Consider the following 15,341-nt stretch of genomic DNA (forward strand, 5'->3'; position numbering starts at 1 on the left):
TTACCTCGCTCAGGGCGCTTAGCTCAGTTGGTAGAGCGTCTGCCTTACAAGCAGAATGTCGGCGGTTCGATCCCGTCAGCGCCCACCATAACTTCCATACAATATCTTGCTATCTTGATTGTGATTTTAAGTCATTTCTTTTATCATTAGCCGCAATAATGATTCTAAAATTGAAGTGATTTATGAGAAATCCTTATCAACGCAAGGCTGCGTCGAAATCTCAAACTAATTCTAATCTTTCTCCAAAAGATACTTATCGTCAGTTCATTGAACAAATTGTTATGCAGCGTCAAGTGATTGCTTTGTATCATGATGGGTGGGCGTTGTGTGCAACACCTTCTGGGCAACATGCTTTATCAATCTGGCAAAGTAAAGGATTGGCAAAATTATTAATTAAAGATAATTGGGCAAACTATCATCTACAGGAAGTTCCATTATTGGCTTTTATTGAAAAGATGATTCCCTTTTTAAAGGAAAATAATACGATCCTTTCTTTAGATCTGACCCCTGAAGGTAATAATTTATTGGTGCCACCTGATACATTATTGTTAGATATTAAAAACTTTCTTTATCAAGTCTATCTACAGCGCCCTGATGTATTTGCAGAGTTAAAATTGCCCCTGCCACGTGATATCCGTTTGCATAATTAAATCAAAAAAAGATTGGGGCAGAGTCCCCAATCAATATTCATTTAATATCCATCCGCTTGCATAAGCGAAATACTCTCTTAACCATGCATTATATCGAGTGCTCAAAGGCGTAGTTGATCCAAGTAAAATGGTTTGGCTATAACCTTGTTTTTTTGCAATCGCTTGCGCACGTAAGGTATGAAAGTCACTGGTTACGATTGCAATGGGTTGTTGAAGAGTAATGTGATGCGCTGATAGCAGAGGCTGGCTATTCTTGAGGTTAAGTTCAGTGCTGGTGCTTTTGTCTTCGAGTAAAATCTGAGTGGCAGGGATTTGATGTTTTTGCTGCAAATAGCGTGACATAACAATTGCTTCGCTATCTTTCTCGCCAAAATCAATTCCACCAGAGACAATCACTTTTGCATCTGGTTGCGCTTTTGCCAAAGGTGCTGCACGATCAAGACGTTTTGCAAGTGTTGCTGATGGTTGACCATTCTCGATGCCTGTTCCTAAAACAATAATTGCTTTAACAGGTGGAATAGATTGAGGTTTCTGATTGTTATCTGTCAGATAATTAAAGAAATATCCTAGACTAATGATCCAAATCCAAAAACACGCCCATGCAAAGCGCCAAATAGAATGCAGACGGAAGTGATAAAAGAAAAAGCGTTCAAAATGATAATAGAAATAAGCGTAAATACAGAAAAATAGTCCAATCAAAAAGGGTAAAACTGTACCGATATGAATCTTTTTAAGCGCAATTAGAATAGCTCCATCTAGGAATAAAATAGAACCGACTATAGCTAAAATGATACGAATCCATGAGCTTGCTTGCATAATCTTTTTCGTAAGCGATATAAAACGTGCTAAGTGTATGCAAAATTCATCGAAAGGCAAACGCTTCTATTGATGAATAAAAAATGGGTGAATATCACCCATCTTTATCTATATTCAATAAAGCTTAGTAAACATCTCGACGATAACGACCTGATAATCGTAATTCATCCAATTTTTCCTCTCCTAGAAGATCGATCAATGCAGCTTCAACACCTGTTGCCATACCTTCAATGCTTCCACAAATGTATATGACAGCATCTTTAGCGATCCATGCTAAAAGCTCTTCAGCATTGTTGCGAAGAATATCTTGTACATAAATACGTTGAGCTTGATCTCTAGAGAATGCCAAGTCTAGACGTTTTAGAGTTCCCATGTTTTTCCATGCTTCGATGGTATCTTTATAGAAATAGTCACATTCACGTTGACGCTCACCAAAAATTAACCAATTTTCAGTGTAATTTTGACGATTACGTTGTTGCAACAGGCTCATCAAACCTGCGATACCTGTGCCATTACCGATACAAATGATTGGACGATTATCACCAATCAGATGGAATGATTCATTCGTGCGAATTCGTAAAGCTAGTTTATCTTTGATTTGGATATGTTCTGTTAACCATCCAGAGCCTAACCCAAGTTCACCTTGTGGGTCACGCTGTTGACGAACGACAAGTCTGAGAATTTGCTGCGGAGGAATACTAGCGATAGAGTATTCTCGAGTGGGTAGGGTAGGAAGCTGCTCGATAAGCTCATCAAGATGATTGTATGCCAGAACATCTACGCGTAAATTTTTATTCCGTAATGCCTGATCAATTTTCTGATTCAATGATTCGATTTTGGATTCAGCTGAGATTTGGTACTTTTCTAAAAAGCGTTGAATCTCTGTAGGAGTATTTTCTGGTTGAATTTCTGCAATATCACCAGGATGCCAAGTCATATCATGAGGAGCGGTGAATTCAATATTGTAAGCAGGTTGCCCAAGACTATTTGGGTTGAGGAGTGTACGAGAACTTAATGTCCAGTGATCAAATACTTTTTCAATGTTCATTGCATGTAGTTCTGTGTGCGTAATCTCTGATAAAGCCTGATTCCAGCGTTGGATATCATTAGGATTGACGTTATCGACTTCAATTAAGTCAAATAAAGGTGATGCCTTCGATGCTAATAACCATTGGTTTATTGCATGCCCAAAACTACAGAAACTTTCAGGATATTCTTTAGAACCCAATGCAAGCACTGCAAACTGCATTGAACTTAAATCTAGTGATTGCTTCATCATCTTTTTGCTGAAGCTAGTTGCTAAGTCAGGTGCCTCACCAGTTCCATAGGTACTCACCACAAATAAGACAAGCTCAGCTTGCTGAAGCTCACTCTCAGTCAACTGTTGAAGAGGTTTAACAATTGTTGCTTGCTGTGCTTCTTGTAAGCTTGTTGCTGTACGCCATGCGAGTTGCTCAGCCACACCTGTTTGACTTGCGTATGTGATGAGCCATGGTTTTGTATTTGGGTCAATAACTTGAGAACCGATCGTATTTCGTACCGCGAGTGTGAGTTTTTTTTGTTTGCGACGTTTTAAATAAAGCATCCAACCTGTGACGAAAAATAAAGGCATTGTTAAAGATGCCAGCATTGCTAAAAATTGATAAGTGTCACCAAAAAAGCTTCCACGATGTACAGGGAGCATACTGCTCATAATCTTTTCATTTAGCTTCTTATCTTCGTAAAGCTCAAATTTCTCAAAAGTGTTGGATTGATAATTATAAATAGCTTGGTTACGAGCACGTTCATGTTGGGGGATAGCATCCACAAAGGATAGCTCAAGCTTTGCATCGTTCTTTTTCGGAATATTAAATGTTAATGATGAATATTCACGTCCAATTTGGGCATTCACGCCTGTCCACGATTGCGACAATATGTTGGTCACTTGCTCAGGTTTAAGTTTTTCTTTTTCAGGTTTTTTTCTATCTTGGTTTGGTTCGTTGCGTTTAGGTTGTTCAACTCCCATGACTTTGAACATACCAGCACGCCACCAGTCATATGACCAATACAAACCAGTGCATGCAAATAAGAGATAAAAGACGACAAGCCAAGTTCCAACTACAGCATGTAAATCCCAAATAAAATTGCGACCCTTAAGTTTAGGCTTAATAAAGAACCATTGTTTAAAAGAATGTTTTTTAGGGAAGCGAAGATAAAGTCCACTCAGCACAAAAAAGATAAGCATCAAGGTTGATGCACCTGTAATTTGTGCGCCAAACTCGCCTGCAGTTAAGTTCCGATGCAATCGTTGGATAAATTGTAATACCTCACGACCTTTGACTTCTGGTAATACTTCAGCTGTATATGGATTGACCATCATATTATAGCCACGACGAGCACCTTCTTTTTTAATATTTACTGTAGAAGATGCGGTAGGGTCAGCTGCGATGGTAATACTATTAATCTCAATATCGGGTTGTTTTTTATTGAAGTGTTGAAATATCTGGGCTGGGGTTAACTTTGGAGTAGAAGCAGCTTCAACAACATAGCTCTCTTTATTGATGAATTCTAAGATTTGCTGATCATATGAATAAATTGCTCCAGTTATGCCCATCAATGAAAGGATTAAACCTGCAGTGATCCCTAAGAACCAATGAATTTGGAAGAAGACTTTTTTAAGCATGGTCAAAAAATGTAAATAAAGTGGAGTTCATGTAAAAAATTATAACTCAAGATTAAGAATATAATATGGATTTTGTAGGTAATATTGATTTTGATTCTCATTTAAATTTTTACATTAAAAAAAACCTCTCATTTTGAGAGGCTTTTTTTGAATATTTTTAATTATAGCGTTTTCGGAGCGCCTACAGTTTCATTCAAATGTTTACGAACAGTATTGAATGAAAAGTTTTTTGAATCCATGCGTTTAGGAAGGATATATGCACCTTGTTGTTCATCACCTTTTGGTGTTTTTACTTTAAAGTTCACCAAAATGAAGTCAGGTGAGCTATACCACTCATAAATATCTTTCCAACCGATTGTTGCAGTACCTTCTTGAACGCCCATTTTTTGGCGCATGACGATACCGTGTGGTTGAACACCAAGACGAAGACCTTTAATTTCCTGAACTGGGAATTCATTCATTTTACGTTTCACATACCACTCAAGACCGAATCGTTTAATCAGGTAGAAGAGGGCAACGAACACGATAACAACCCAACAAAATACAGTTGAGTAAGTAGAGTAGTAGTTAATCAGTCCAGCGGTCACTAAAGAAAGCACCACAAGCGAAATCATAATGATCCACGCTTTGCGACTAAATTTATTAGTACTACGCCAAATCATAAGTTGAGCTTGACGTTGTTCAGCTTCGGAAACTTCGTAGGGAACAGGTTGTAGCGTATAAGCGTATAGCGTTTTGGCGGTCATAGTATAAAAAATGAGTGTAGAACTAGGTTAAGTTTAGCATTAATTAGCAGTCAAAGATATTATGCCAATGGTGGATAAATCAAAGAGATGCAAACTCAGTGCCATCCTGATTTGGCTCATGACTCAAGCTTTGTTTAAGCATGCTTAAGCGAGTCAAAATACCAAACATGAGTGATAATTGTTGCAAAATAATCAAGGACTTTGGATCACCTTCATCATGAGTACTGAGTCGTTGACGTATGGTTTGTAACATGTTTTGCGCGGATAAATCTGGAACCTCATCACGCAATAATGTGCCTTTAATATCGTCTAGGGCTTGATCAAGTAAAGCCAATACTTCTTGATCATGGATTTGTGCTCGATGTGCACCTAAGGCTGCGATATAGCTCAAAAAGGTATGACTCAAACACAAGAACTCGAATGCCAGTGACTTTTGTGTTGGGTCAATATTTGGCTCAGTTGCTAATGTGGAAATTAAAGAAGCAACTTCTGCATCGGTATTGTGCGCTGCGCGACGAACTACACGATAATTGAGCGCATTATTTTTACCTTCGTGGTATTGCTGAACTACTTCCGAAAGATAATTACATTGGGCTTCTATAGAACGCTGGATGGTACGTGGCAGCCGGCGAAATTTCCAATCGGGCCAAATAAAACTCACGCCAAACCATGCGAGGGCACATCCGATAAGTGTATCGATAAATCTTGGAAATCCTGCAGCAAATGCAGAACCATCAAGATTAAAGTTGATCAGTGCCAAGATAGTGATGAATGCAGTTGCTTGAGCATATTGCTTACTTCTTAGTTCGAAAAATAACACACCGCTTAAAACAAGCATCACCAATTGCCCTTCAAGTGAAGGAATAAAATAGATAATCGCCAATCCAACAATAATGCCGATTAATGTACCCACTATACGCAAATATAAGCGGCGTTTTGTGGCGTTGAAGTTTGGCTGACATACGAACAGTGCAGTGAGTAAAATCCAGTATCCATATGCAATATGGGTAACTTGAATAAAAATATAGCCAATAAATAAAACGATAGATAAACGGACCGCGTGTCGGAATAAAACAGATTCAGGTGTGAGATGCTGTTTGACTCGAACAAAAATATCATTCCAACCTTTGAGATCATCATCTTTAAGTTGGTGTTCAGTCTGTTGAGCGTTGATCAGTTGCAAATCGCGTTCTGTTTCTAAGTTTTGCAGTTGGGCATCGATCGATTTTAAATTTTGATAGAGTGCAAATAAGGCATTCACACGTACTTGATCATAAATATTATCTTCACGTAATTTTTCTAATGACAGTCTAAGATTTTCAAAACTATGTTGAAATCTTTTGTTGTGCGTATAACGTGTGCGATTCAAGATACATTGCGCTAAGTCCTGACATGCTTTGCCTTGAATGGTAAGAATACGTTGGAAACGAAATAAAATATCACTGTGCTGAAACAGTTTAGCGAGTTTTTGATAATCAATATGAGCGGAATCAGCACGCTCGTGAATATCTTGAGCTACAAAATAATACTGTAAGCTGCGTCGCGTATCTTTTTGACCTCGGTCTCCTTTGAGGCGAGTGACTAGTGCTACACGTAAATTATTGAATAATGTAATTAATTTTCCATTTTCTAGTGCTAAATCAATCATGCTTTGTTGGTAGCTTGATGCGGTCATATCCACATCAAACAGGTTTGATTTAGCATATAAAAAACTACCTAAAGCATTATAAGATGCTGATAGTTGATCTTGTAACTGACGGACTGGAAATAATAAGAAGCTGATAGTTGAAATCAGACCATACCATGCTGCTCCGATCACAAGTAATGCAGGTTGCAAATACCAGTCTTCAAATAGATGAACACCAAGCATGGTATATACCGAAACCACCAAGCATCCATAAGCAATCGTTGCGTAACGTCGCCCTAACGAACCTAACAGAATCCAGCCAATACAAGAGGCGATCAAACCAAAAGCAAATGCGAAAGGGTATGGAAATAATAATTGAACGGATGCTGCTGTAATAAAAAAACCGATGTAGGTGTAGATTAAGTTCATGATCCGCACAGAAAAGCGATCATCAATATCACTGATACCCGCAGCGACTACACCTAAAGTTAATGGAATCGTAGCCAGTTGAAAATCCAATAAATAAGGAACAAAAGCTGTACCTACAAAAGCGATCAACATCCTCACGTTATACATAAACGTGGTGTTATAAGTTAATTGTTTTAATCGTCCAAACCAAGGATTCAAGCGCTGTCCTTTTCGTATCGTGTCATGGAATTATTGTATGGGAACTGACATCTCAAAAGTGCTAGTCAGCCTGTATTATTATGCACAAAATAGCATGAGAGTGTTAAGCTTAGATCAGGAATAAACTTGAAAAGTGAAGTATTATGAAGGTCGAGCAGTCTAATTCACGTCAATATTCAACAACTTGGATTATGTTGCTTGCACTCCTTACCGCTTTAGGCCCTTTATCAATTGATATGTATTTACCCGCTTTGCCTCAAATGGCAGAGGAGTTTGGGGTAAGCACGCAAATGGTCGCAAATACTTTGCCTGCCTATTTTTTAGGGCTTGCGATTGGTCAACTTATCTATGGTCCAGTGAGCGATCGGATTGGTCGAAAAAAACCTTTGTATTTTGGTTTAACCCTTTATGTGATTGCCAGTCTGGCTTGTGTATTTGCAAGTAATGAATGGGCATTAATCATTGCACGTATTTTTCAAGCGCTTGGGGGCTGTGTCGGTGTCGTTATTGCGCGCGCTGCGATTCGTGATCGGCTGGATGTTCAAGGTTCAGCTCAAGCATTTTCAAGTATGATGATTGTCATGGGGCTAGCACCTATTTTAGCACCTATGTTTGGCGCTTGGATTCTGAACTTTTTCCCTTGGGAAATGATTTTTGCTGCATTGGCTATTATTGGTGTGATCTGTTGGTTATGTGTCCATTTCTTTTTTAAAGAATCTTTGCCAATTGAGCGTCGTCTCAAGCTTTCCACTTATCAAGTCACAACTCTTTATGCCGCAATTCTAAAAGATGCGAGCTTTAGAGTCCCCATGTTTGCAGGCTGTCTGACAGGTGCAGCTTTGTTTTGTTACATCAGTTCTGCATCAGCGGTCTTTATGGGGCAATATGGATTATCTCAACAGCAATTCTCCTATGCATTCGCTTTTAATGCTGCTGGAATTATGTTGATGTCTTCTTTGAATAAGCATCTCAATACACGAATGGATATTTATCCCCGTCTTCGTTTAGGCGGTTCGATTCAGTTCCTTGGTGCTGTATGTGTTGTGTTTGCAGGATCAATGCATAACGCTCCGTTGTGGATATTGATGTTTGGTTTATTTTTTGTAGTGTCTGGAATTGGTTTGACTGGTCCAAATGCAATGGCTTTGGCAATGTCTAAACAAGGTGCTCGAGCTGGAACTGCGAGTGCGATCATGGGAAGTATGCAGTTTGCATGTGGTTTATTAGGTGGTGTTATTCTGAACTTTTTGATTTGGAAAGCATCATTGAACATGGGGCTCATGATGTTGATGTTTACTTCAGCAGGACTGGTCGCTATCTTTAAGGTTGGAAGACAACAGAACAGTATCTCTATGTAGAGATACTGTGGTCATTAAAGTTTACTCACCAACAAAGACAGTAAAATTTTCGACAGGTTCGCGCGGCGTAATGAAGGTATTCACGATGTGATCTGGATCGGCATATCCTAATGCAATTGCACAAATAAGCTCTTCATCATCTGGTGCTCCAAGTACATCTAAGACAATTGGATAAAAGTGATTCCATGCAGCTTGAGGGCAAGTATCCAAACCACGTGCTTTAGCCGCGACCATCACATTTTGAATCATCATCGAAATATCCATCTTCGATCCGATTCCCATCGCTTTGTTGACAGTAAAGAAAAGTCCAACAGGCGCATCAAAAAGCTGAAAGTTACGCAGTTGTTGTGCTGCCATTTTTTCCTTTTCGCCCTTTTGAATACCTAATAATCCGTATAAACCCCAACCATTTGCACGACGACGATCAATAAACGGTGAAATCCAATTTTCTGGATAATATGCAAAAGTTTCTTTGTACTGCTCTGCTAATTCTGGTTTTTGAAATAACTCAAGCTGAGCTGCACAGACGCGCTCAATCATCTCTGCGCGTTTGTTTCCAGTAAGCACATAAACCTTCCATGGTTGAGTGTTTGTACCTGATGGTGCTCGGCTTGCGACTGACAAAATGTCTTTAATCGTTTGTACATCAACAGGTGTGTCTAGAAATGCACGTACTGAGTGGCGAGAAGTTATTGCTTCATCAACATAACGGACTTGTTCCGTATTCATATAAACTCCAGCTCTTTTAGCTATTTTCTCATTGGGTGAGACTATAAATGAATCTGGTGTTTTTGCAGATGGTTTTTTAGTCGTATTGCAAAATTTGTTTTAAAAGTAATTGTATTTTCGTTTCATCAGTAAAAGCTGAATAATTTATGCGCGGTTTTGTTTGTGTGAAAAAGAAATATATTTGTAACATAATGAAATAGAACTATTATTTAGCCAAAATTGCTTAAAACTGAGTTTTTATTCGAATAAAAAAATACACACAATATTCTAAATTTATGCATAATACGCCCTTTTTAAAAATTGATTAGGCTTTCCTTACTTATTGGGTGAGGGGGATTTTCTATTACAAACATAGTGAATTTATCCAATTTTATGTTTGTAGAAATGTTGAAATATACATCGAATACAAGGAGCTTCTCATGAGTTTACCTCTCATCCGCAAGCCGTTCTTGATTCAGGGTTTGGCATTTACTGTTGCTATCTTGATGATGAACACGACACAGGCTGCTACTGAGCAAGAGCAAATTCAACAACTTCGTGATGAAGTGAAAGAGTTGCGTGCTTTACTTGAACAATATGTTCCTCAATCAAAACAAAAAACTACATTGCCTGTTTCAGATTCAGCTCAAGTTCTAGCTGCTCAGACTACAACTCCATCATCTGATACAAATAAAAAATCGCCACTCTCTTTTCAAACAGCATCTGGTGCTGATGTAAAGTTATATGGTTTCTTGCGTGGAGATGCTTCTTATCAAGCCAAAGGTGGCGATGGTATTTTTAACCGAATTAATAAAGTCGATCTCGAAAATAATGAGAAAAATAGTGACCGATTTTATAGCACTGCGACCGTGACTCGTTTGGGCTTAGATTTTAAAGCACCTGTACAAGGTGCAGATGTTGGTGGAAAGCTAGAAGTTGATTTTCGCGGTGGAACTAACAACGATACAATCCGTATCCGCCATGCGTATTTGACTTATAACGACTGGTTGTTTGGTCAAACTACATCAACATTCTTGGCGACAGATCTGCAACCTGAGATGCTTGATTTCAATTCACCTTTAGGTATTGGTACATATCGAACTCCAATGGTTCGCTACAGTGGTTCTTTGAATCCTGTCACGAGTTATGCGATTGCTCTAGAAAAAGGTAGCGACGATAATCGTGCACCTGCTTTTAGCTCGAAAATCAAATACGATTTTGCAGAGGGTAAGGGGACAACTTCAGCTCGTGCACTTTTGACAGAGGTGCGTAGTAAAGAAGCCTTTGATAAAGATTATCACCAACTCAGTGCAAATGAATCTGACTTAGGTTGGGGGATTGCGCTGGGTGCAAAATACAAATTTACAGATTCTTTGCAAGCGATGCTTGATTACTCACATGTGAAAGGTGACAGCAAATTTTTGCTTTACACCAATAATGCGTTCAATGTGAATCCGACAAATTATGATTTAAATCTCAATGAATTTGATGCTGTGACTGTGGGCACAACGTATCAGATCACGCCAAAAGTTCGTAGCACTTTGGCGTATGGCGCGATGTTTGCTAAAGATAACAATGCATTTGCTCAATATGCATTGCTAGATACTGCGCAAAACAAAACGCTACAACAAGGTTGGTTGAATGTAATGTTTTCGCCTGTTACGCCAATCACGTTCGGTTTAGAGTATATCTATGGCGAACGCAAAACCTTCAATGGTCAAAAAGGTAAGGATAACCGTGTAGGAGCAATGGCTCGCTATAACTTCTAACCTATCCTATAGGTGTAATCATCCGTGAAAATCATCTGTTAATACAGGCTGGGTTCTTACAAAGAACTGTATGTTTTTTATTAACTTGATTGAGTTTTCACTCATTTTGAGAGTTACTGTTTTATTAGTTGTGTGATGGAAAAACTATCTAAAAACTAATGAAATAAACGGAAGAAGATATGGAATTTACTTTCAATGGTTTTTATACCCTAATTTCGGCGGTTATCGTCTTGTTATTAGGGCGTCTGCTCGTTAATAAAATTGACTTCTTAAGACGTTACAACATCCCAGAGCCTGTCGCAGGTGGTTTGGTTGCAGCAGTTGTATCTTTGCTGGTGCACTCAATGTGGGGATATAGCATTGTTTTCAGCAGTCAATTGCAAACAAGTTTTATGCTGATCTTCTTTGCTTCAATTGGTCTAAGTGCTAATTTTATGAAGCTTCGTGAGGGTGGTATTGGACTCGTTATATTCTTGATCTGTGTGGCTTCTTTTATCGCAGTACAAAATGCGGTAGGTATGAGTCTTGCGTCATTGTTAGGTATTGATCCATTGGTTGGTTTGATCGCTGGTTCGATCACGCTCACAGGTGGTCATGGTACTGCTGGTGCTTGGGGTGAAATTCTTGAAACCCAACATGGGATTCAAGGTGCATTAGCACTAGGAATGGCAAGTGCGACATTTGGTCTAATTATTGGTGGGATCATTGGTGGTCCACTGGCTAAATTATTGATCAATCGTTATAGCCTTGCACATGAAAAAAGTTTATTAGAAATCAAAGATCGCGATACGCATCTTGATAAACATCCTGATGAACTTGCTCCATTTGAAAACCCACATCAAGTACGTTTAATTACAGCAGATAATGCAATCACAACATTGGGTATGTTCGCTGCCTGTCTTGCATTTGCTGAGTTTATGACGGGTTATAGCAAAGGGACATGGTTCGAGTTACCAACCTTTGTTTGGGCGCTTGGTGGTGGTGTTATTCTCCGAAATATTCTTGAAAGCGTATTGAAAATTGATATTTTTGATCGTGCAATTGATGTGTTTGGTAATGCGTCGCTTTCATTGTATTTGGCAATGGCATTGCTTTCGTTGAAGTTATGGCAATTGGCAGATTTGGCTGGGCCACTGGTTGTTATTTTAGGTGCTCAAACCATTACTATGGCTCTATATGCAGCCTTTGTAACCTTCCGTGTGATGGGTAAAAACTATGATGCCGCTGTTCTTGCTGCGGGTCACTGTGGTTTTGGTATGGGGGCAACACCAACTGCGGTTGCAAACATGCAAGCCATTACTAATATGTATGGACCTTCTCATAAAGCGTTCTTAATTGTTCCATTATGTGGTGCATTCTTTGTCGATTTAATTAACGCAACAGTAATTCAAGTTATCTTGAAATTCTTTGCCTAAGTCGGATCAAAAGCCCCATGTGGGGCTTTTTTGATTCATCCATTTTTATCGTATATGTGTTTGATATACATATAATTTATCAAAGCGAATAAGTGATGAATGAACAATTAAATGCCACGCTGATGTCGTGGGTGCAATTCTTTAATGATCCGCTCTGGAATTTCTTGGTTGTCTTGTTGGTTGCAGTGGGTGTGTTTTACACGTTAATCACAGGTGCGGTACAGCTTCGCTTATTTTTACACAGTATTCGTGTCATGAAAGGCAGCCGTAAAGAATGTGTGGATGAGCACGGGATCACACCGTTTCAGGCATTCGTTACAGGACTGGCAAGTCGTGTAGGGGTGGGTAACGTTGCTGGCGTTGCGATTGCGATTGCGATAGGTGGTCCAGGTGCGGTGTTTTGGATGTGGTTTACTGCATTCTTAGGCATGAGTTCTGCGTTTGTGGAGTCATCGCTTGCACAGTTATTTAAGGTACGAGACCATCAAAACAAACAATTCCGTGGTGGACCTGCGTATTACATTACTCAAGGTTTAAAGCAAAAATGGTTAGGGATTGTTTTCGCACTTTCTCTCATTTTAGCTTATGGGTTTGTGTTTAATGCTGTTCAGGCAAATGCGATTATTGGTGCAACTTCTCATGCTTGGGGATGGGATAAGGCCAATCTAACTTTAGATTTGGGTGGTTTAGACCTAGAAATCTCATGGGTTGGCATTGGACTAGTGACAATGACAGCATTGATTATTTTTGGTGGTATTAAACGTATCGCAAAAGTTGCTGAAGGTATCGTGCCATTCATGGCATTGCTTTACATTATCGTAGCTTTGTACATCGCTATCATCAATCTGCCAATGTTGCCAGAAATCTTTAAACTTATTTTCACAAAAGCTTTTGAGTTTGAAGCAGCAGCTGGTGGTTTCTTCGGTGCTATGATTTCTATGGCAATGATGATGGGGATTAAACGTGGTTTGTTCTCAAATGAAGCAGGTATGGGTTCTGCCCCAAATGCTGCTGCTGCATCAGATGTAAAACATCCAGTAAACCAAGGTTTAGTGCAAATGCTAGGTGTCTTTGTAGATACCTTTGTTGTGTGTTCATGTACTGCGATTATCATTATGGTGTCAGGCATGTATCACGAAGCAGGTTTTGAGGGCGTAACTTTAACGCAAAAAGCGCTTGAGAGTCAGATTGGCAGTTGGGGCGGTGGTTTCCTCGCTATTATTCTGTTCTTATTTGCCTTTACGTCGATTATTGGTAACTATGCATATGCGGAAAGTAATGTGCAGTTCATCAATAACAATCCTAAAATTATGCTGATTTTCCGTATTTTAGTATTGGTTATGGTGTACTTCGGTGCAATCACTAGCGTTCCGTTGGTTTGGTCTATGGCAGATTTATCGATGGGATTGATGGCAACTATTAACCTGATCGCAATTCTATTGCTGACTCCGATAGCATTGATTTTATTGAAAGATTATACCTCTCAGCTTAAAAAAGGGATTAAAGAACCTGAGTTTAAGATTGATAACTATCCTGAATTGAAGAAAAAAGTCGATTCCGATATTTGGTAAATTGATAAAAAGCTCCTGTAAAGGAGCTTTTTTTATGTGGCATAGAAATCAGTCAGCAAAGAATTGATACAGCTTTTAAAAATCGCTCGGAGTAAAATTTGAGAGAGATATAAAGTGAATATGGCATCAAATGCAGATGAAACAGCTTAAATTATTGACTCTAGGACTATCGATGATGTTTGTGGTGGGTTGCCAAACCACATCACATCTACGACCTGTTGTAGAAGATGCTCAGGTACAAACCATGAGTCAACCTTTTGCTGCGATCAAAAAACAACAGAAACGTCCTGTCATTGCGCTGGTATTAGGAAGTGGTGGTGCGAGAGGATATGCTCATATCGGAGTGATCGAAGTGCTTGAACAGCAAGGTATCCGACCTGATTTGATTGTAGGTACAAGCGCAGGCAGTATCGTGGGTTCAATATATGCCAGTGGTAAAAGCGCAGCTGAATTGAGAGATATTGCACTCAAACTTAAAGCCAATGATGTACGTGATGTAAATGTGAGCCTCAAAGGTTTCTTTGATGGTAAAAAAGTTGAAGATTATGTCAATCAACAAGTGCTTAACACACCGCTACAAAAGTTAAAAATTCCAATGTATGTGGTTGCAACTGAACTCAAAAATGGGACGAAAACCGTATTTAACTATGGCAATACAGGGCAAGCCGTGCGTGCATCGACTTCTATTCCAAGTATGTTTGTGCCGACTAAGATTCGTAATGTCGAGTATGTTGATGGTGGGCTAGTGAGTCCTGTCCCAGTTGAAGTAGCACGGGAACTAGGTGCGGATATTGTGATTGCTGTAGATATTTTGGCGCAGCCAATTCATACCGAAACTACCAATGTGTGGGGTTTGTTCAATCAAAATATTAATATCATGCAAGGGCGATTAGCCGAAGAAGAATTGAAAGATGCGGATGTCGTGATTCAACCTGATATACGTGAAAAGGCACATATCTTTGATGTGAAAGGTCGTGAAATGACTATGCAAGCTGGGATTGATGCAGCACAGGCTAAACTTGCGGATATTCAATGGACAATTCAAAGTAAGCAAAATTCAGCTACTCAAGCTCAGCAAGATTTTGCACTAAAAATTGATTCTGTAGCACCTTAATTTGCTATTTTACTGTCAGTAAATCAATACAAGATAAGGCTTGGTTTGCTGGCAGATGTTTTCTTATAAAACAATTTGTAAATCCTCTACAAAAAGCTATGAAAAAATCAAGAAAACAGGTAAATAACTACAATTCATTAAACTTTTTATTAAACAAATTTAAGTTTTGCATTATAGGATGACGCATCGACGTCATAAGTAACACCACAAGGATTGTTAAACACGATGTTTAAATCATTTTTTCCTAACCCACGCCTTTTTTTTATATCGGTGATTGT

The 15,341-nt window shown here is 39.0% G+C and carries 12 protein-coding genes and 1 tRNA gene; 8 read left to right on the forward strand and 5 right to left on the reverse strand.

Annotated elements, in window-relative coordinates; genetic code table 11:
* The first annotated feature begins 12 nt into the window (after window positions 1-12).
* Together A2003_RS00955 and A2003_RS00960 are read left to right on the forward strand one after the other, a co-directional pair.
* Window positions 13-88: transfer RNA gene (locus tag A2003_RS00955), tRNA-Val, on the forward strand.
* Between the two features lie 94 nt (window positions 89-182).
* Window positions 183-650, forward strand: coding sequence for a DUF2750 domain-containing protein (locus tag A2003_RS00960; protein WP_004950574.1), 468 nt, complete (start codon window positions 183-185; stop codon window positions 648-650).
* A gap of 30 nt (window positions 651-680) precedes the next feature.
* On the opposite strand, the gene A2003_RS00965 is transcribed toward A2003_RS00960, so the two are convergent.
* The 4 genes from A2003_RS00965 to yccS all read right to left on the reverse strand — a co-directional run bounded on the left by A2003_RS00965 (window position 681) and on the right by yccS (window position 7,128).
* Window positions 681-1,466 carry a YdcF family protein gene (locus A2003_RS00965; protein WP_004950576.1) on the reverse strand — a complete coding sequence of 262 codons (786 nt, stop codon included), beginning with the start codon at window positions 1,464-1,466 and terminating at the stop codon, window positions 681-683.
* A gap of 124 nt (window positions 1,467-1,590) precedes the next feature.
* Entirely contained in the window at window positions 1,591-4,128 is a 2,538-nt protein-coding gene (locus A2003_RS00970; protein ID WP_286686705.1) for a PepSY domain-containing protein, read from the reverse strand.
* A 161-nt stretch (window positions 4,129-4,289) separates the two neighbouring features.
* Window positions 4,290-4,874, reverse strand: a complete 585-nt coding sequence (locus A2003_RS00975; RefSeq protein WP_004908704.1) for a YcxB family protein — start codon at window positions 4,872-4,874, stop codon at window positions 4,290-4,292.
* A gap of 79 nt (window positions 4,875-4,953) precedes the next feature.
* Window positions 4,954-7,128, reverse strand: coding sequence for a YccS family putative transporter (gene yccS / locus A2003_RS00980; RefSeq protein ID WP_112987285.1), 2,175 nt, complete (start codon window positions 7,126-7,128; stop codon window positions 4,954-4,956).
* Window positions 7,129-7,271: 143 nt separating this feature from the next.
* Here yccS and A2003_RS00985 point away from each other — a divergent pair, with 143 nt between their 5' ends.
* The gene (locus A2003_RS00985; RefSeq protein ID WP_005402128.1) at window positions 7,272-8,486 is read left to right on the forward strand and encodes a multidrug effflux MFS transporter; all 1,215 of its coding nucleotides are present in this window, start codon (window positions 7,272-7,274) and stop codon (window positions 8,484-8,486) included.
* Window positions 8,487-8,507: 21 nt separating this feature from the next.
* Here the strand turns inward: A2003_RS00985 and A2003_RS00990 are convergent, their stop codons facing one another.
* Window positions 8,508-9,215 carry a nitroreductase gene (locus A2003_RS00990; RefSeq protein WP_099949078.1) on the reverse strand — a complete coding sequence of 236 codons (708 nt, stop codon included), beginning with the start codon at window positions 9,213-9,215 and terminating at the stop codon, window positions 8,508-8,510.
* A 419-nt stretch (window positions 9,216-9,634) separates the two neighbouring features.
* On the opposite strand from A2003_RS00990, the gene A2003_RS00995 reads away from it, so the two are divergent.
* From A2003_RS00995 to A2003_RS01015, 5 genes are all read left to right on the forward strand, one after another.
* Window positions 9,635-10,963: a DcaP family trimeric outer membrane transporter gene (locus A2003_RS00995; protein WP_286686706.1), complete on the forward strand. Its 1,329-nt coding sequence runs from the start codon at window positions 9,635-9,637 to the stop codon at window positions 10,961-10,963.
* Window positions 10,964-11,142: 179 nt separating this feature from the next.
* Complete coding sequence (gltS, locus tag A2003_RS01000) at window positions 11,143-12,378, forward strand: sodium/glutamate symporter (RefSeq protein WP_005402131.1); 1,236 nt, start codon at window positions 11,143-11,145, stop codon at window positions 12,376-12,378.
* A gap of 95 nt (window positions 12,379-12,473) precedes the next feature.
* Entirely contained in the window at window positions 12,474-13,949 is a 1,476-nt protein-coding gene (locus A2003_RS01005; protein ID WP_286686707.1) for an alanine/glycine:cation symporter family protein, read from the forward strand.
* Between the two features lie 136 nt (window positions 13,950-14,085).
* On the forward strand, window positions 14,086-15,063 hold the full coding sequence (locus A2003_RS01010) for a patatin-like phospholipase family protein (RefSeq protein WP_125318423.1): 978 nt from the start codon (window positions 14,086-14,088) through the stop codon (window positions 15,061-15,063).
* 225 nt (window positions 15,064-15,288) lie between these two features.
* Window positions 15,289-15,341: hypothetical protein (locus A2003_RS01015; RefSeq protein WP_286686712.1), on the forward strand; the 53-nt coding region annotated here is incomplete at its 3' end.

This window comes from Acinetobacter sp. GWC1_38_13 (assembly GCF_001767535.1).
Lineage (GTDB): Bacteria > Pseudomonadota > Gammaproteobacteria > Pseudomonadales > Moraxellaceae > Acinetobacter > Acinetobacter junii.

What these genes read in the sequence shown, in the direction of transcription:
- A2003_RS00960 (WP_004950574.1), top strand. Translation starts at nt 183, where the DNA reads ATGAGAAATCCTTATCAACGCAAGGCTGCGTCGAAATCTCAAACTAAT.
- A2003_RS00965 (WP_004950576.1), bottom strand. Translation starts at nt 1,466, where the DNA reads ATGCAAGCAAGCTCATGGATTCGTATCATTTTAGCTATAGTCGGTTCT.
- A2003_RS00970 (WP_286686705.1), bottom strand. Translation starts at nt 4,128, where the DNA reads ATGCTTAAAAAAGTCTTCTTCCAAATTCATTGGTTCTTAGGGATCACT.
- A2003_RS00975 (WP_004908704.1), bottom strand. Translation starts at nt 4,874, where the DNA reads ATGACCGCCAAAACGCTATACGCTTATACGCTACAACCTGTTCCCTAC.
- A2003_RS00985 (WP_005402128.1), top strand. Translation starts at nt 7,272, where the DNA reads ATGAAGGTCGAGCAGTCTAATTCACGTCAATATTCAACAACTTGGATT.
- A2003_RS00990 (WP_099949078.1), bottom strand. Translation starts at nt 9,215, where the DNA reads ATGAATACGGAACAAGTCCGTTATGTTGATGAAGCAATAACTTCTCGC.
- A2003_RS00995 (WP_286686706.1), top strand. Translation starts at nt 9,635, where the DNA reads ATGAGTTTACCTCTCATCCGCAAGCCGTTCTTGATTCAGGGTTTGGCA.
- gltS (WP_005402131.1), top strand. Translation starts at nt 11,143, where the DNA reads ATGGAATTTACTTTCAATGGTTTTTATACCCTAATTTCGGCGGTTATC.
- A2003_RS01005 (WP_286686707.1), top strand. Translation starts at nt 12,474, where the DNA reads ATGAATGAACAATTAAATGCCACGCTGATGTCGTGGGTGCAATTCTTT.
- A2003_RS01010 (WP_125318423.1), top strand. Translation starts at nt 14,086, where the DNA reads ATGAAACAGCTTAAATTATTGACTCTAGGACTATCGATGATGTTTGTG.